This window comes from Ideonella sp. (assembly GCF_041287625.1).
GTDB lineage: Bacteria > Pseudomonadota > Gammaproteobacteria > Burkholderiales > Burkholderiaceae_C > Ideonella.
The window spans coordinates 81,053-97,339 of sequence record NZ_JBGGNH010000013.1 but is presented as its reverse complement, the minus strand read 5'-3'; the positions used below and the strand labels follow the sequence as shown (position 1 = coordinate 97,339).

14 protein-coding genes and 1 pseudogene are annotated in these 16,287 nt (G+C 68.9%); 14 read left to right on the top strand and 1 reads right to left on the bottom strand.

What is annotated here, in order from left to right; all coding sequences use genetic code 11:
- The 14 genes and pseudogenes from ACAH41_RS04055 to ACAH41_RS03990 all read left to right on the top strand — a co-directional run.
- Nucleotides 1-242 (top strand): annotated as a pseudogene (locus ACAH41_RS04055) (UDP-N-acetylmuramoylalanyl-D-glutamyl-2, 6-diaminopimelate--D-alanyl-D-alanine ligase); the annotation flags it as partial.
- Entirely contained in the window at nucleotides 232-1,413 is a 1,182-nt protein-coding gene (gene mraY, locus ACAH41_RS04050; RefSeq protein ID WP_370538189.1) for a phospho-N-acetylmuramoyl-pentapeptide-transferase, read from the top strand. The pseudogene ACAH41_RS04055 and the gene mraY, both read left to right, overlap by 11 nt.
- Nucleotides 1,413-3,233, top strand: coding sequence for a UDP-N-acetylmuramoyl-L-alanine--D-glutamate ligase (gene murD, locus ACAH41_RS04045; protein ID WP_370538188.1), 1,821 nt, complete (start codon nucleotides 1,413-1,415; stop codon nucleotides 3,231-3,233). The genes mraY and murD overlap by 1 nt, the downstream gene beginning before the upstream one ends.
- A complete protein-coding gene (gene ftsW, locus ACAH41_RS04040) occupies nucleotides 3,230-4,504 on the top strand; it encodes a putative lipid II flippase FtsW (protein WP_370538187.1) in 1,275 nt (424 codons plus the stop codon). The genes murD and ftsW overlap by 4 nt, the downstream gene beginning before the upstream one ends.
- Entirely contained in the window at nucleotides 4,501-5,592 is a 1,092-nt protein-coding gene (murG, locus tag ACAH41_RS04035; protein WP_370538186.1) for an undecaprenyldiphospho-muramoylpentapeptide beta-N-acetylglucosaminyltransferase, read from the top strand. The genes ftsW and murG overlap by 4 nt, the downstream gene beginning before the upstream one ends.
- Entirely contained in the window at nucleotides 5,589-6,998 is a 1,410-nt protein-coding gene (murC, locus tag ACAH41_RS04030; RefSeq protein ID WP_370538185.1) for a UDP-N-acetylmuramate--L-alanine ligase, read from the top strand. Before murG ends, murC begins: the two co-directional genes overlap by 4 nt.
- The gene (locus ACAH41_RS04025; protein WP_370538184.1) at nucleotides 6,995-7,960 is read left to right on the top strand and encodes a D-alanine--D-alanine ligase; all 966 of its coding nucleotides are present in this window, start codon (nucleotides 6,995-6,997) and stop codon (nucleotides 7,958-7,960) included. Before murC ends, ACAH41_RS04025 begins: the two co-directional genes overlap by 4 nt.
- Entirely contained in the window at nucleotides 7,957-8,781 is an 825-nt protein-coding gene (locus tag ACAH41_RS04020; protein WP_370538183.1) for a cell division protein FtsQ/DivIB, read from the top strand. The genes ACAH41_RS04025 and ACAH41_RS04020 overlap by 4 nt, the downstream gene beginning before the upstream one ends.
- Nucleotides 8,782-8,792: 11 nt before the next feature.
- Nucleotides 8,793-10,025, top strand: a complete 1,233-nt coding sequence (ftsA, locus tag ACAH41_RS04015) for a cell division protein FtsA (protein ID WP_370538182.1) — start codon at nucleotides 8,793-8,795, stop codon at nucleotides 10,023-10,025.
- 121 nt (nucleotides 10,026-10,146) lie between these two features.
- Nucleotides 10,147-11,349, top strand: a complete 1,203-nt coding sequence (gene ftsZ, locus ACAH41_RS04010; protein ID WP_370538181.1) for a cell division protein FtsZ — start codon at nucleotides 10,147-10,149, stop codon at nucleotides 11,347-11,349.
- A 257-nt stretch (nucleotides 11,350-11,606) separates the two neighbouring features.
- Complete coding sequence (locus ACAH41_RS04005) at nucleotides 11,607-12,260, top strand: response regulator (RefSeq protein WP_370538180.1); 654 nt, start codon at nucleotides 11,607-11,609, stop codon at nucleotides 12,258-12,260.
- 170 nt (nucleotides 12,261-12,430) lie between these two features.
- Nucleotides 12,431-14,293, top strand: coding sequence for an ATP-binding protein (locus ACAH41_RS04000; RefSeq protein WP_370538191.1), 1,863 nt, complete (start codon nucleotides 12,431-12,433; stop codon nucleotides 14,291-14,293).
- A 55-nt stretch (nucleotides 14,294-14,348) separates the two neighbouring features.
- The gene (gene lpxC, locus ACAH41_RS03995) at nucleotides 14,349-15,284 is read left to right on the top strand and encodes a UDP-3-O-acyl-N-acetylglucosamine deacetylase (protein WP_325655169.1); all 936 of its coding nucleotides are present in this window, start codon (nucleotides 14,349-14,351) and stop codon (nucleotides 15,282-15,284) included.
- Between the two features lie 94 nt (nucleotides 15,285-15,378).
- Complete coding sequence (locus tag ACAH41_RS03990) at nucleotides 15,379-15,564, top strand: hypothetical protein (protein ID WP_325655112.1); 186 nt, start codon at nucleotides 15,379-15,381, stop codon at nucleotides 15,562-15,564.
- Here ACAH41_RS03990 and ACAH41_RS03985 read toward each other — a convergent pair.
- Nucleotides 15,491-16,195 carry a TetR family transcriptional regulator gene (locus ACAH41_RS03985; protein ID WP_325655114.1) on the bottom strand — a complete coding sequence of 235 codons (705 nt, stop codon included), beginning with the start codon at nucleotides 16,193-16,195 and terminating at the stop codon, nucleotides 15,491-15,493. The genes ACAH41_RS03990 and ACAH41_RS03985 overlap by 74 nt on opposite strands.
- Nucleotides 16,196-16,287 lie beyond the last annotated feature (92 nt).

Genomic DNA, 16,287 nt, shown 5'->3' with positions numbered 1-16,287 from the left:
AGCATCTCTGGTGCGCCGGCGAGATGGCCAGCCACATCGCCGCGGCCTATGGTCCCGCTGCTCGTCATTTCGGCACGGTGGCGCAATTGTTGAGCCAGATCGGCCAGGCGCCGGCCTTCTCGTCGGTGCTGGTCAAGGGCTCGCGCTTCATGAAGATGGAGCAGGTCGTTGCAGCGCTGCAGGCCACGACCCCCCAGGCCGCCTCGCAGGACAACGCAGGAGGCGCGCCGCATGCTGCTTAGCCTGTCGCAGTGGCTGCAGACGCTGTACCCCGACCAGTTCGGGTTTCTGCGCGTCTTTCAGTACCTGACCTTCCGTGCGGTGCTCGCCGCGGTCACCGCGCTGCTGATCGGCCTGGCTTTCGGGCCCTGGGTGATACGCCGCCTGACCGAGCTGAAGATAGGCCAGCCCATCCGCGAGTACGGCATGCAAAGCCACCTCGCCAAGCGCGGCACGCCCACCATGGGCGGTGCGCTGATACTGATCGGCATCGGCACCTCCACGCTGCTGTGGAGCGACTGGAGCAACCGCTTCGTCTGGATCGTGATGCTGGTGACCTTCGGCTTCGGCGCCATCGGCTGGATGGACGATTGGCGCAAGGTGGTGCTGAAGGACCCCGAGGGCATGCGCTCGCGCGAGAAGTTCTTCTGGCAGTCGCTGATCGGCATCGTCGCCGCGCTTTACCTCGCGTTCAGCGTTTCGGAGACCTCCAACCTCCGGGTGATCGAGCTCTTCATACGCTGGGTGCAGAGCGGCTTCTCCAACGAGTTGCCGCCCAAGGCCGACTTGATGGTGCCCTTCTTCAAGACTGTCAGCTACCCCTTGGGGGTTTTCGGCTTTATCGGGCTGACGTTTTTCGTCATTGTCGGCGCCAGCAACGCCGTCAACTTCACCGACGGGCTGGACGGCCTGGCCATCATGCCGGTGGTGCTGGTGGGCTCGGCGCTGGGCATCTTTGCCTATGTGACGGGTAGCTCGGTCTACTCCAAGTACCTGCTGTTTCCCTACATCCCCGGGGCCGGCGAGCTGATGATCTTCTGCGCCGCGATGGCGGGCGCCGGCCTGGCCTTCCTGTGGTTCAACGCCCACCCGGCCCAGGTCTTCATGGGCGACGTCGGCGCGCTCTCGCTAGGCGGCGCGCTGGGCACCATCGCCGTCATCACGCGGCAGGAGATCCTGCTGGGCGTGATGGGTGGCATCTTCGTCGTCGAGGTGCTCTCGGTGATGATCCAGGTCAGCTGGTTCAAGTACACCAAGCGCAAGTTCGGCGAGGGCCGGCGTTTCTTCAAGATGGCGCCGCTGCACCACCACTTCGAGAAGTCGGGCTGGAACGAGACCCAGGTGGTCATCCGCTTCTGGATCATCACGATGCTGCTGTGCCTGATCGGCCTGGCGAGCCTGAAGCTGCGCTGATGAACGCCTTGCACGAACTCCCCGTGTTGATCCTGGGCCTGGGCGACTCCGGCCTGGCGATGGCGCGCTGGTGCGCGCGCCACGGCGCGCTGCTGCGGGTGTGGGACTCGCGTTCGAACCCGCCGCAGGCGGCTGCGCTGGCGGCGGATGTGCCGGGTGCCGTGCTGTTCAGCGGCGCGCTGGCGGCCGAGTCGCTGCTGGACGCGAAGCTGGTGCTGAAGAGCCCGGGCCTGGCGCCTGGGGACGAGCGCATCGCGCCGCTGCTGCAAGCGGCCCGCGCCGTCGGCATCGCGGTGCAGGGCGAGCTGGACCTCTTCGCCCGCGCGCTGGCCGAGTTGAAGGCGGCACGGCGCTACGAGCCCAAGGTCCTGGCGATCACCGGCACCAATGGCAAGACCACCACCACCGCGCTGACGGCGCTGCTGGTGGAGCGTGCCGGCCGCCGCGTGGCCATCGCCGGCAACATCGGCCCGACCATGCTGGATACGCTGAGCGCGGCGCTGGACTTGGAGCCGGCGCCGGAGACGGCGCTCGAGGTGCTCGTCGAGGCGCAAGCCGTGCCCGAGCTGCCGGCCTCACCCGAGATGCTGCCTGCCGAGACCGAGGCCGAGGCCGAACCGGCCGCCAACGACGAGATGCTGGAGCCGGACGACGACGTGGTCGATCCGCTGGAACTCACCGAGCTGGCCGCGCTGGACGGCGCACCCGAACCGGCCGATGCGCCCATGGCCGGCGCACTGCCCGAGGACGAAACCCCGCTGGTGCTGGCCCCGCCGCCGCCCGCGGCCCCGGTCTTCGAGCACCTGCCCGAGGTCTGGGTGCTCGAGCTTTCCAGCTTCCAGCTCGACGGCGTGCAGGGCTTCGAGCCCAGCGCCGCGACGGTGCTGAACATCTCGCAAGACCACCTGGATTGGCACGGCAACCTCGCCGCCTACGCCGCCGCCAAGGCGCGCGTCTTCGGCCCGCAGACCCTGATGGTGATCAACCGTGACGACGCGATGGTCGAGGCCATGGTGCCCGCCCCCGTGCTCGTCAAGACCGGCCGCGGCCGCCCGACCCGCGCCCTGACGCGCCCGGTGCTGCGCTTCGGTCTCGACGCCCCCCACAAGGCCGGCGACTTCGGCCTGGTGACCGAAGGCGGCATGGCCTGGCTGGTGCGCGCCTTGCCCGCCGACGAAACCATCAAGCGCCGCAAGGACGAAGAGGAAGAGATCCACCTGCAGCGCCTGATGCCGGCCGACGCGCTGCGCGTGCGCGGCCGCCACAACGCCGCCAACGCGCTCGCCGCGCTCGCGCTGGCCACGGCGATAGGCTGCCCGCTGGCCCCCATGCTGCACGGCCTGCGCGAGTACCGCGGCGAGCCGCACCGCGTCGAGCTGATCGCCCAGGTCGGCGGCATCGAGGCCTTCGACGACAGCAAGGGCACCAACGTAGGCGCGACCGTCGCCGCGCTGAGCGGCCTGGGTGCCGACAAGGCGCCGTCGCGCCTGGTCGTGATCCTGGGCGGCGACGGCAAGGGCCAGGACTTCACGCCGCTGGCAGCGCCCATCGCCCGCTACGCCAGGGCCGTGGCCACCATTGGCCGCGACGCCGAAACCATCGCGCAGACCCTGGCGGCCACCGGCGTGCCGCTGCAGCGCCACGCGACGCTGGAGGCCGCCGTGCCGTGGTGCTTCGAGCAGGCGCAGCCGGGTGACGCCGTGTTGTTGAGCCCGGCCTGCGCCAGCCTCGACATGTTCCGCAACTACGCCCACCGGGCAGAAGTGTTCGCCGCCGCCGTGCAGGCGCTGCTGGCTGAGCGCGGGGAGATCGGCACATGAAGCTCTCGGCCACGGCTCCCGGCTTCGCCGGCTGGCGCGAACGTGTCGGCAGCCTGCTCTTCTGGAACAAGAAGGAGGGCGACGAGCACCTGCCCATCCGCGACTGGATCCGCGTGGGCGGCAGCAAGCCCACGCAGGTGGCCGGCTTCGACCAGGCGATGGTCTGGGTGGTGCTGGCGCTGCTCGCGCTGGGCCTGGTGATGGTGTACTCGGCCTCGGTCGCGCTGCCGGACAGCCCGAAGTTCTCGCGCTACCTGCCCACCCATTTCCTGACCCGCCACGCGATCGCGATCGCCATCGCCTTCGTCACCGCACTGGTCACCTTGCAGGTGCCGATCTCGGTCTGGGAGAAATGGGCGCCGTGGATCTTCGTCGCATCGCTGGCGCTGCTGATCGTGGTGCTGCTGCCCTTCATCGGCAAGGGCGTCAACGGCGCGCGCCGCTGGGTGCCGCTGGGCCTGATGAACTTCCAGCCCAGCGAGCTGGCCAAGCTGGCCATCGCGATGTACGCCGCCAGCTACATGGTGCGCAAGATGGAGGTCAAGGAGAACTTCATCAAGGCGGTCTGGCCGATGGCGGTGGCGCTGGCCGTGGTGGGCGTGCTGCTGCTGGCCGAGCCCGACATGGGCGCCTTCATGGTGATCGCGGCGATCGCGCTGGGCATCCTGTTCCTGGGCGGTGTCAATGGCCGGATGTTCTTCCTCAGCGTCGCGGTGCTGGTGGGCGCCTTCGTGCTGATGATCGTCTTCAGCGAGTTCCGCCGGCAGCGCATCTTTGCCTACCTCGACCCCTGGAACCCGGACTACGCCCAGGGCAAGGCCTACCAGCTGACGCACTCGCTGATCGCCTTCGGCCGTGGCGAGCTCTTCGGCCAGGGCCTGGGCGACTCGATCGAGAAGCTGCACTACCTGCCCGAGGCCCACACCGACTTCCTGCTCGCGGTGATCGGCGAAGAGCTGGGGTTCTTCGTCGTGCTGGGCGTGATCGCGGCCTTCTTCTGGCTGACCCGCCGCATCTTCGTGATCGGCCGCCAGGCCATCGCGCTGGACCGCGTCTTCGCCGGCCTGATGGCGCAGGGCATAGGCATCTGGATAGGCGCGCAGTCCTTCATCAACATGGGCGTGAACCTCGGCCTGCTGCCCACCAAGGGGCTGACCTTGCCGCTGCTGAGCTTTGGCGGCTCGGGGATCCTGATGAACCTGATTTCGCTGGCGATCGTTCTTCGCGTCGATCAAGAGAACCGGCAACTCATGAGGGGTGGGCGGGCGTGACACGTCATCTGGTCATCATGGCTGCAGGCACCGGAGGTCACGTGATCCCGGGCCTGGCCGTGGCGCGCGAAATGCAGGCCCGCGGCTGGCAGGTCAGCTGGCTGGGCACGTCCACCGGCATGGAGAACAAGCTTGTGCCGCCGACCGGCATCGCGATGGACACGCTGGCCTTCACCGGCCTGCGCGGCAAGGGCCTGCTGCACACCCTGACCGGCGGCCTGCGGCTGCTGAAAGCCTTCTGGGATTCGATGCGCATCCTGCGCCGCCGCTCGGCCGACGCGGTGCTGGGCATGGGCGGCTACGTCTGCTTCCCCGGCGGCCTGATGGCCTCGGCGCTGGGCAAGCCGCTGGTGCTGGTGAATGCCGACGCTGCCCTGCTGATGAGCAACAAGGCCTTGCTGCCGGTCGCCGACCGGGTCGCCTTCGGCTTCGACGGCCCGGCGGTGGCGGGCATCAAGCGCGCCTTGGTGACCGGCAACCCGGTAAGGGCCGAGATCGAGGACATGGCCGCGCCTGCCGAGCGTTTTGCCGGCCGGCAAGGCCCGCTGAAGCTCTTGCTGGTGGGCGGCAGCCTGGGCGCCAAGGTGCTGAACGAGACCCTGCCCGACTCGCTGGCCGCCCTCTCGCCGGCCGAGCGCCCCAGCGTCACCCACCAGACCGGCGCGGCCCACCTCGAGAGCGTGACCGCGCGCTACGCCGCGCTCGGCGTGCAGGCCGAGATCCTGCCTTTCGTCGACAACATGGCCGAGCGCCTGGCCCATTGCGACCTGATCGTCTGCCGCGCCGGCGCGATCACCGTCAGTGAGCTCTGCGCGGCCGGCGTGGCGAGTGTTTTGGTGCCGCTGGTGGTCAGCACGACCTCGCATCAACGCGACAATGCAGGCTTGATGGCCGGACATGGCGCTGCAGTGCATTTGCCCCAGACTGAATTGACCCCCCAACGCCTGGCCGACGTGCTGCGCAACCTGAACCGCGAGACCCTGCTGGCCATGGCGCAAAAAGCGCGGGCCCTCGCTCGCCCCAAGGCCGCATCGCGTGTGGCCGATGAGATCGAACGCCTGGTGAACCCCCGGAGGGCCATGGCATGAAACACGCCGTCAAGCACATCCACTTCGTCGGCGTCGGTGGCGCCGGCATGAGCGGCATCGCCGAGATCCTGCACAACCTGGGCTACACGGTCTCGGGTTCCGACCAGTCGTCCACGGCGACCACGCGCCGCCTGGCCGAGCTCGGCATCCGCATCCACACCGGCCACGACGCAGACCACATCCGCGGTGCCGAGGCGGTCGTCACCTCGACCGCCGTGAAGGGCGACAACCCCGAGGTCATCGCTGCCCGCGCCCAGCGGGTGCCGGTGGTGCCGCGCGCGGTGATGCTGGCCGAGCTGATGCGGCTGAAGCAGGGCATCGCCATCGCCGGCACCCACGGCAAGACGACCACCACTTCGCTGGTCACCAGCGTGCTGGCCGAGGCCGGGGTCGACCCCACCTTCGTGATCGGCGGCCGGCTCAACAGCGCCGGCGCCAACTCGCGCCTGGGCGCTGGCGACTACATCGTCGTCGAGGCCGACGAATCGGACGCCTCCTTCCTCAACCTGATGCCCATCCTGGCCGTCGTCACCAACATCGACGCCGACCACATGGACACCTACGGCCACGACTTCGCCAGGCTGAAGAGCGCGTTTGTCGAGTTCCTGCACCGCATGCCGTTCTACGGCGCGGCCATCCTGTGCGGCGACGACGCCGGCGTGCGCAGCATCGTGCCGATGATCTCGCGCCCGGTGGTCACCTACGGCTTCGGCGAAGACGTGCAGGTGCGCGCGGTCGAGGTGCAGGCGCTGGAGGGCGGCCAGATGCGCTTCATCTGCCAGCGCCGCAACGGCGTCGCGATGCCCGACCTCGCCGTCACGCTGAACCTGCCGGGCGTGCACAACGTGCTGAACGCGCTCGCGGCCATCGCGGTGGCGACCGAGCTGGAGCTGCCCGACGCACCTATCGTGCGCGCGCTGGCCGCCTTCGACGGCGTCGGCCGCCGCTTCCAGCGCTTCGGCGAGCTGCCGGCGCTGCAGGGCGGCGAGTTCACGCTGATCGACGACTACGGCCACCACCCGGTGGAGATGGCGGCGGTGATCGCGGCGGCACGCGGCGCCTTCCCCGGCCGCCGGCTGGTGCTGGCCTTCCAGCCGCACCGCTACACCCGCACGCGGGATTGTTTCGAGGACTTCGTCAAGGTGATGGGCCAGGCCGATGCGGTGCTGCTGACCGAGGTGTACGCCGCGGGCGAGGCGCCCATCGTCGCCGCCGACGGCCGCTCGCTGGCCCGCGCGCTGCGCGTGGCCGGCAAGGTCGATCCGGTCTTCATCGACGACGTCAATGAGCTCTCGCAGGAGATCCGCGCCTTTGCCAAGGCGGGCGACGTGCTGATCACGATGGGCGCAGGGACCATCGGCGGCGTGCCGGCGCAGGTGGTCGAGCTGGCGAAGGGGGCGGTATGAACATCGATGTGAAGTCGCTCGGAAAAGTGGCGGTGCTGATGGGCGGCGATTCGGCCGAGCGGCCGGTCTCGCTGATGTCGGGCAACGGCGTGCTGGAGGCCCTGCGCTCGCTGGGCGTGGACGCGCACGCCTTCGACCCCAGCGAGCGCGAGTTGGCCGAGCTCAAGCGCGAGGGCTTTGCCCGCTGCTTCGTCGCGCTGCATGGCCGCCACGGCGAAGACGGCACGGTGCAGGGCGCGCTGGAGCTGCTGCGCATCCCCTACACCGGCTCCGGCGTGATGGCCTCCAGCATCGCGATGGACAAGGTCATGACCAAGCGCATCTGGATCGCAGAGGGCCTGCCGACGCCGCAGTACCGCTGCCTGAAGAAGGCCGAGCATGCGCGCGAGATCGTGCGCCAGGTGCCGGACCAGCTGGGCCTGCCGCTGATCGTCAAGCCGGCGCGCGAGGGTTCGTCCTTCGGCGTCACCAAGGTCGCCGGCTACTCGGGCATGAACGAGGCCGTCGCGCTGGCCGCGCAGTTCGACCCCGAGGTGCTGTGCGAGGAGTTCATCGAGGGCGAAGAAGTCACCTGCGCGGTGCTGGGCGAGGGCGACGGCGCGGTCGCGCTGCCGGTGGTGCGCATCCAGGCGCCCGACGGCAACTACGACTTCGAGCACAAGTACATCTCCAACGACACACGCTACCTCGTGCCTAGCGGCCTGCCCGAAGCCGAGGAGGCCGAGATCCAGCGCCTGGTGCTGCAGGCCTACCGGCTGCTGGACTGCCGCGGCTGGGGCCGGGCCGACATCATGATCCGCGGCGCCGACCGCAAGCCCTTCCTGCTGGAGATGAACACCTCGCCCGGCATGACCAGCCATTCGCTGGTGCCCAAGGCGGCCCAGGCTGCCGGCATGGGCTATCCGCAGCTCTGCCTGTACCTGCTCGCCGGCGCTGCCCTGGACACCGACGCCAAGACATGAAAGCCGCGAAGCTGCCCGCCGACATCCGCATGATGAACACCACCTCCACCCTGGTGTTCGTCGTGGCGGGCTGCGTGCTGCTCGCAGCGGCCGCGCTGTGGCTGGCCCGCCAGCCGCAGTTCGCGATACGCAGCATCAAGCTCGAAGGCGACGTGAGCCGCAACAACCTGAACACCATCCGCGCCAACGCGGCGCCGCGCCTGGCCGGCAGCTTCTTCACGCTGGACCTGCAGGCGGCCCGCCATGCCTTCGAGAGCGTGCCGTGGGTGCGCCATGCGGTGGTGCGGCGCGTCTGGCCCGACCGGCTGGTGGTGCAGATGGAGGAGCACCACGCGGTGGCCATCCTGAAGGACGAGAGCGGCAACGACCGGCTGGTGAACTCCTATGGCGAGGTCTTCGAGGCCAATGTCGGCGACGTCGAGGACGACCGCCTGCCCGAGTTCGACGGCAGCGACGAAGCCGCGCCGGCCCTGCTCGCGATGTACAAGCGGCTGCTGCCGCTGCTGCGCCCGCTGGAGGCGACGCCCGTGCGGCTGAGCCTGTCGGAGCGCGGCTCCTGGCTGGCCGAGCTGGATACCGGGCCGGTGCTCGAGATGGGCCGCGGCAGCGAGGCCGAGGTGGCGCAGCGGGTCCAGCGGCTGGTGAGCACCGTCAGCGGCGTCGCCTCCGCCCGCCAGCAGACCTGGACTTATGCCGACCTGCGCCACACCGACGGGTATGCGCTGCGGCTCAAGGGTTCCCCATCCGCCGCGACGCTGGCCGCCAGCGCGGCGGCCCGGCTTGCCAACAACGTCGCCATGAGTGCGTCAGCAACACACTGAGGGAAAGGCGCATGGCCAAGGAATACAAGAATCTGGTGGTAGGGCTGGACATCGGCACCGCCAAGGTGATGGCGGTGGTGGCCGAGGTGCTGCCGGGCGGCGAGCTGCGGGTCGCCGGGCTGGGCGTGTCCGCCTCGCACGGGCTCAAGCGCGGCGTCGTGGTCAACATCGACGCCACCGTGCAGTCCATACAGCAGGCCTTGAAAGAGGCCGAGATGATGGCCGCCTGCAAGATCGAGAGCGTCTACACCGGCATCACCGGCAGCCACATCCGCGGCCAGAACTCCACCGGCATGGTGATCGTGCGCGACAACCGCGAGGTCACGCCGGTCGATGTCGCGCGTGTCATCGAGACCGCCAAGGCGATCAACATCCCCAACGACCAGCGCCTGCTGCTGGTCGAGTCGCAGGAGTTCATCATCGACGGCCACGAGGTGCGCGAGCCCATAGGCATGAGCGGCAGCCGGCTGGAGGTCAAGGTCCACATCGCCACCGGCGCGCAGAGCGCGGCGGAGAACATCCTCAAGTGCGTGCGCCGCTGCGGCCTGGAGGTGGACCAGCTGGTGCTCAACCCCACGGCCTCGGCCGGCGCGGTGCTGACCGAGGACGAAAAAGACCTCGGTGTCGCGGTGGTGGACATCGGCGCCGGCACCACCGACGTGGCCATCTTCACCGGCGGCTCGATACGCCACACCGCGGTGATCCCTATCGCCGGCGACCTGATCACCAGCGACATCGCGATGGCGCTGCGCACGCCGACCAAGGACGCCGAGGAGATCAAGGTCGAGTACGGCGTGGCCAAGCAGATGCTGGCCGACCCGCAGGAGCAGGTCGAGGTGCCGGGCCTGGGCGACCGCGTGCCGCGCATGCTGAGCCGCCAGGCGCTGGCCGGCGTGATCGAGCCGCGTGTCGAGGAGATCTATTCGCTGGTGCACCAGGTGATACGCGATTCGGGCTACGAGGAGCTGCTCTCCTCGGGCATCGTGATCACCGGCGGCACCGCGGTGATGCCGGGCATGGTCGAGCTGGGCGAGGACATCTTCCTCAAGCCGGTTCGCAAGGGCCTGCCCATCTATTCGGGCGCGCTGTTCGACATGGTGGCCAACCCCCGTTCGGCCACCGTGATGGGTCTTCTCGAAGAAGCCCGGCTCGCCCACACGCGCGGCCACAAGGCCCAGCAGCAGGCGGGTTCGGTGAAGACGATGTTTGGCAAGGCGAAGGATTGGTTCCTGGGCAATTTCTGATGAAGTTCAACCCCGGGGCCGCAAACGACAACCTGTTTTTCCACGGCAAGAGGCTCGACACGAAGCCTCATGTTTCTCTCTCAACTGATACGGCAACTGCACACGGCAAAAGGAGCTCCACATGGCCATCGAAATGATCGAAGAGTTTGACCAAGGCACGCAGATCAAGGTGATAGGCGTCGGCGGCGGCGGCGGCAACGCGGTCGAACACATGATCTCGCAAGGGGTCCAGGGCGTGGAGTTCATCTGCGCCAACACCGACGCGCAAGCGCTCAACCGCAGCGCCGCGCCGCAGCTGGTGCAATTGGGCACCACGGGCCTTGGCGCCGGCTCCAAGCCCGACGTCGGCAAGAGCGCCGCCGAAGAAGCGGTGGAGGCGATCCGCACCGCCATCACCGGCGCGCACATGCTGTTCATCACCGCCGGCATGGGCGGCGGCACCGGCACCGGCGCGGCGCCGGTGATCGCGCGCGTGGCCAAGGAGATGGGCATCCTGACGGTGGGCGTCGTCACCAAGCCCTTCGACTTCGAGGGCGGCCGGCGCGGCAAGCAGGCCGACCTGGGCGTCTCCGAGCTGGAGGCCAACGTCGACTCGCTGATCGTGGTGCTGAACGAGAAGCTGCTCGAGGTGCTGGGCGACGACGTCACCCAGGACCAGGCCTTCGCGCACGCCAACGACGTGCTGAAGAACGCCGTCGGCGGCATCAGCGACATCATCCACATCCCGGGCCTGGTCAACGTCGACTTCGAAGACGTCAAGACCGTGATGAGCGAGCCCGGCAAGGCGATGATGGGCACCGCGATGGCCTCGGGCCCGGACCGCGCCAACAAGGCCGCCGAAGCGGCGGTGGCCTGCCCGCTGCTGGAGGGCATAGACCTCTCCGGCGCCCGCGGCGTGCTGGTGCTGATCGCCGCCGCGCGCTCGACCTTCAAGCTGGCCGAGAGCAAGAACGCGATGAACACCATCCGCCGCTACGCCGCCGAAGAAGCCCACGTGATCTACGGCACCGCCTACGACGACAGCCTGGGCGACCAGCTGCGCGTCACCGTGATCGCCACCGGCCTGTCGTCGGCCCGCCGCGCCCAGGCACCGCTGACGGTCGTCCAGACCAACCCGATGCTGCGCACCGGCACCGACAACCTGCCGCTGCTGCACCAGCCGCTGGGTGGCGGCTCGGGCGGCCAGCAAAGCTACGAGCACCTCTCCACCCCCAGCGTCTGGCGCACCGGCCGCACGCAGGCGGCTGCCAAGGTCGAGGCGCTGAGCTCGAACGGGATGGAGGAGATCGAGATCCCGGCATTCCTGCGCAAGCAAGCGGACTAGATGGGGCACCCGGTGCCGCGGGTACGCGGCACCACCCGCCGGGCGGGTTGCGCAGCCGCCTTGGGGCGGCCCGGCGCCGGCTGCGGGCGCGCGCAAGCCGACTCGGACAAGGGCGCCTTCTGGCGCTTTTGTCATTGATGACCGCGGGTTTGTCCCCTGTTCGGGTGACGCATGGTTGAGCCGATGCCGTCTCGCTGGCGATGCGGGGTCGTGGGCAGGGTGGTGGTGGCGGCCTGCCGGCCTACACTGCGCCCCACATGAATCCCATCTCCGTGGTCATCGTCGAAGACGACGAACGCTTCCGTGCGGCGTTCGCGTCCGTCGTGGCCGAGGCGGCCGACCTGCACCTGGCCGGCACCGCGGGGGATTTGCCGCAGGGGCTGCAACTGCTGCGCGAGCACAAGCCCGACGTGCTGCTGGTGGACCTGGGCCTGCCCAGCGGCAGCGGCATCGAGCTGATCCGCTTTGCCCACGAGTGCCTGCCGCAGACCGACGTGATGGTGATCAGCGTCTTCGGCGACGAGCCGCACGTGATGGCCTCGCTGGAAGCCGGCGCCACCGGCTACCTGCTGAAGGACACCCGCGCCGCCGACCTGACTGACCAGATCCGCTCGCTGCACGCCGGCGGCAGCCCGATCAGCCCGGTGATCGCGCGCCAACTGCTGCTGCGGCTGGCGCCCGAGGCCACGCCCAACCAGGCGCAGGCCGGCGAGCCGCTGCTCTCGGCCCAGGAGCGCCAGGTGCTGACGCTCAGCGCCAAGGGCTTCAGCTTCGAAGAGATCGCCCGCATGCTCAACGTCTCGCGCCACACGGTGATGACCTACGTGAAGCGCAGCTACCGCAAGCTGCAGGTGCACTCCAAGACCGAGGCGATCTACGAGGCGCGCAAGCTGGGGCTGGTGAGAGATTGAGCCCCCACGCTCCCTGGCGGTCGCTGCCCCCCGAGGGGGCTTGTGCAGCGGACCGGCGGAGCCGGATCCGCGCACAGTCCTTGGGGGTGGTGCTGCTAGCGACGTCGGGGCTGTTTGTTTTCGATTGGAGCGCTGAGCTGGGGCGGCGGTTGGCGGTGGCGGTCTTGGCCATGCTGTTCAGTGGCCTGGCATTGGCCCAGCCGGCGCAGCGCTTCGAACGGGCCTGGCAGGCCGAGCAGCCCTACACGCCGGCCTTGACCACCCCGAGTGCCGAGGTCGATCTGCGGGTGGACGCACCGCCGCCGGACGACACCGCGGCCTGGCAGCCCGTGAGCCTGCCGGTGTCCACGTCGCGCCAGGTGCCGCGCTCTGGCGGCGCGCCGCAGTTGCAGGTGCGCTGGTATCGCGTCATCTACACCGTGCCGGCCGGGCTGAAGGAGCCGCTGGCGCTGTACCTGCCGCGGGTGTCGGGCGGGGCGGTGCAGGTGATCCAGTTCGACGCCGGCCACTGGCAGATGCGCTGGGACGGCAGCGACCACCGGCGCGAGCAGTGGAACCGGCCGATCTGGGTTGATCTCGGCCCGGCGCCGCCGGCCGGCACGCGGCTGGACCTGGCGGTGGGCGTGGTGCACGAGGCGGGCGCCGGCCTGCGCGTCGCGCGCATCTGCGTCGGCCCGCGCGACGAGCTGGAGGGGCGGCTGGGCTGGCGCCGGCTGCTGCAGATCGTCGCGCCGCAGGTCGGCAGCATGACCTTCCTGGCGCTGGGCACGTTTTCCTTCATCTTCTGGCTGGGCCGGCGGCGCGAGCACGCCTACCTGCTGTTTTCGCTCTCGTCGGTGGTCTGGCTGCTGCGCAACCTGCACTACTACATCGACATGCCGACCGACCCGGCGGTGCTCAGCTGGTTCTGGTGGACCACCAATGCCTCGCTCTCGTGGGTGATGGTGCTGGTCTACCTCTTTGCCTTCCGCTTCGACCCGCGGCGCTACCCGTGGCTGGAGTGGAGCCTGGTGGGTTTCGTCATTGCGATGACGGTGGCGACCGCGCCGTTCTCGTGGTCGCCGATCAGCTCGCTGCTGCAACAGCACCTCATCAACACGGTCGTCGCGCTGGGGGTCACCGGCTGGCTCACGGTGGTGGCCTGGCGCGGCGGCGGACCGGAGTTCCGGCTGATCGCCGCGGCGCTGTGGGTGGCCGAGGCCTTCGGGCTGCACGACCTGCTGCTGGTGGCCGGCCGCATCACGCCGGAGAGCATCTACCTGCTGCCGTTCGCGAGCCTGGTGCTGCTGCTGTCCTTCCTGAATGCGGTGCAGAGCCGCTACGCGCAGGCGATCGACCAGGTCGAGCGCACCAACGCCCAGCTCGAGGGCCGGCTGGCCGAGCGCGAGGCCGAGCTGCGCGCCAACCACGAGCGGCTGCGCGGCATCGAGCGCGAGCAGGCGCTGCTGCTGGAGCGCCAGCGCCTGATGCGCGACATGCACGATGGCTTGGGCTCGACGCTGATGTCCTCGCTGGTGCTGGTCGAGCAGGGCCGGCTGGAGGCGCCGGCGGTGGCCTTGCTGCTGCGTGAATGCGTGGACGACCTGCGGCTGGTGATCGACTCGCTGGAGCCGATCGGCCATGACCTGATCACCTTGCTGGCGCTGCTGCGTCACCGGCTGGGCCGCCGCCTGGAAGCGGCCGGGCTGCAACTGGCCTGGGAGGTCGACGACCTGCCGCCGCTGAACTGGCTGTACCCGCCGGACGCGCTGCAGATCCTGCGCGCGGTGCAGGAGGTGCTGACCAATGTGCTCAAGCACGCCGGGGCCCAGCACATCCGCATTGCCACGCTGCAGCTGGGCGACAGGGTGGAGGTGCTGATCGAGGATGACGGCTGCGGTTTCGACACCGAAGAGGCGCCGCAGGGCCGGGGCCTGCGCCACCTGGCCCAGCGCGCAGCCAGGCTGGGCGGCGAGGTGCGCATCGACAGCGCACCGGGCCGCGGCACCCGTGTCAGGCTGCACCTTCCTTTACAGCGGAATTTGGCCGCTTGACGGACAATCCAGGGCTGCGCCGCAGTTCGCGATGCACCTTGCCAAGCCCGTCGCCATGCTCAAGCAACGCACCCTGAAGTCCCTCACCCGAGCCGTTGGCGTCGGGCTGCACAGCGGCCAGAAGGTCGAGCTGACATTGCGGCCGGCGGCGCCCAACACCGGCATCGTGTTCCGCCGGGTCGACCTGCCGCAGCCGGTGGACATCCCCGTGCGGCCCAGTTCGGTCAGCGACACCCGCATGGCCTCGACCATCTCGCCCGGCGGCGACCCCGGCGCGCCCAAGGTCCAGACCATCGAGCACCTGATGTCGGCCTGCGCCGGCCTGGGGCTGGACAATCTTTACGTCGACATCACGGCCGACGAGGTGCCCATCCTGGACGGCTCTTCGGCCGCGTTTGTGTTCCTGCTGCAGAGCGCCGGCATCGAGCTGCAGAACGCGCCCAAGCGCTTCCTGAAGGTCAAGAAGCAGGTGGAGATCCGCGAAGGCGAGGGCGCAAGGTTGATGTGGGCCCGGCTGGAGCCGTACCACGGCTTCAAGCTGACTTTCGAGATCGACTTCGGCCACCCCGCCGTGGACGCCACCGGGCAGCAGGTCAGCTTCGACATGGGCTCGGGCCGCTACAAGCAGGAAATTGCCCGCGCCCGCACCTTCGGCTTCACCAAGGATGTGGAGGCCATGCGCGCGCGCGGCCTGACGCTGGGTGGCAGCATGGACAACGCCATCGTCATTGACGATTACCGGGTGCTGAACAGCGATGGCCTGCGCTACGACGACGAGTTCGCCAAGCACAAGATCCTCGACGCGATCGGCGACCTGTATGTGGCCGGCGCACCGCTGCTGGCGGCCTACACCTCGTTCCGCGGCGGCCATGCGCTGAACAACAAGCTGCTGCGCAAGCTGCTGGCCGACGAGACGGCGTTCGAGTACGTCAGCTTCGAAGACGAAGCCCGCGCCCCGGCCGGTTTCGCCCAGCTCGCGCCCGCGTGGTGATGGTGCCCCCTACAGGCCTGCGGCCTGGTCCCCCCAAGGGGGAGCCGCCACCTTGGGGCGGCCCGGCGGTGGCTGATCTTCCCGATAGGAAACGATGCTGCTCTTTCGTCTGATCGTCGGCCTGCTGCTGGTCTCGGGCCTGTTGTGCTTCGCCGTCTTCGTCGCCACCGGCCGCCCGATCTGGCGTCGGCGGTCCATCCTCATCATCAAGTGGACGCTGGTGGCGCTGCTGGGTTTTGCGGCAGTGCTGGTGCTGGAGCGGATGACGGTGCTGCTGTAGCGGGCAGCGCGAGGCCGGACAGGAATTGCTGCACAGACGCGTCGCCGACCTCGATCAGGGCAAACGCCGCTGGGTTGCGCGTCCACTGGCGCAGCAGGCCATCCATCAACGCCAGCAGGCCCAGTGCGATGGTGCGGGTGTCCAGCGGCGTCTTGATCTGGCCCTTGGCCATGCCGCGTTGCAAGGTGGCTTCGAGCCGGTCCAGGAAAGCATTGAGGCTGGCTTCCTTGCGCTCGCGCACCGGTGCCATGTCATCGGCGTTGTACTCGGTGGCGTGCATCGCGATCGTGAAGACGCGGCGGCCGTGCTCGTCGTGCACGACGGCGTGCAGCGGCATCAGGATCATGCCCCGCAGCTCGTTGATGGTGTCGCCAGCGCGCAAGCCCATGGCCACCGCCCAGGGCATCTCCAGCGGCGTCTCCCAGGGCAGGGTCACGCGCTCCATCATGGCGCTGAAGAGCTCGGCCTTGTCTTTGAAGTGCCAGTAGATCGCGCCACGGGTCACGCCAGCGGCGGCTGCCACGTCCTGCAGGGAGGTGCGGGCGACGCCACGTTCCTGAAACACCTTCTCTGCAGCATCCAGGATCTGATTGCGGGTGATCTGCGCGTCCGCCTTGGTGCGCCGTACCATCTTTGAAAGACCCCGTATAAACCCCGTGAATGGACATACATTCTAGTTTGTATGTAAACTCGTTTCACTCTATTTCAGATAAATCCCTTCTA

What these genes read in the sequence shown, in the direction of transcription:
- ACAH41_RS03985 (WP_325655114.1), bottom strand. Translation starts at nt 16,195, where the DNA reads ATGGTACGGCGCACCAAGGCGGACGCGCAGATCACCCGCAATCAGATC.
- ACAH41_RS04020 (WP_370538183.1), top strand. Translation starts at nt 7,957, where the DNA reads ATGAAAGCCGCGAAGCTGCCCGCCGACATCCGCATGATGAACACCACC.
- ftsW (WP_370538187.1), top strand. Translation starts at nt 3,230, where the DNA reads ATGAAGCTCTCGGCCACGGCTCCCGGCTTCGCCGGCTGGCGCGAACGT.
- ACAH41_RS04005 (WP_370538180.1), top strand. Translation starts at nt 11,607, where the DNA reads ATGAATCCCATCTCCGTGGTCATCGTCGAAGACGACGAACGCTTCCGT.
- ACAH41_RS04025 (WP_370538184.1), top strand. Translation starts at nt 6,995, where the DNA reads ATGAACATCGATGTGAAGTCGCTCGGAAAAGTGGCGGTGCTGATGGGC.
- ftsZ (WP_370538181.1), top strand. Translation starts at nt 10,147, where the DNA reads ATGGCCATCGAAATGATCGAAGAGTTTGACCAAGGCACGCAGATCAAG.
- murD (WP_370538188.1), top strand. Translation starts at nt 1,413, where the DNA reads ATGAACGCCTTGCACGAACTCCCCGTGTTGATCCTGGGCCTGGGCGAC.
- mraY (WP_370538189.1), top strand. Translation starts at nt 232, where the DNA reads ATGCTGCTTAGCCTGTCGCAGTGGCTGCAGACGCTGTACCCCGACCAG.
- ACAH41_RS03990 (WP_325655112.1), top strand. Translation starts at nt 15,379, where the DNA reads ATGCTGCTCTTTCGTCTGATCGTCGGCCTGCTGCTGGTCTCGGGCCTG.
- ftsA (WP_370538182.1), top strand. Translation starts at nt 8,793, where the DNA reads ATGGCCAAGGAATACAAGAATCTGGTGGTAGGGCTGGACATCGGCACC.
- murC (WP_370538185.1), top strand. Translation starts at nt 5,589, where the DNA reads ATGAAACACGCCGTCAAGCACATCCACTTCGTCGGCGTCGGTGGCGCC.
- lpxC (WP_325655169.1), top strand. Translation starts at nt 14,349, where the DNA reads ATGCTCAAGCAACGCACCCTGAAGTCCCTCACCCGAGCCGTTGGCGTC.
- ACAH41_RS04000 (WP_370538191.1), top strand. Translation starts at nt 12,431, where the DNA reads ATGCTGTTCAGTGGCCTGGCATTGGCCCAGCCGGCGCAGCGCTTCGAA.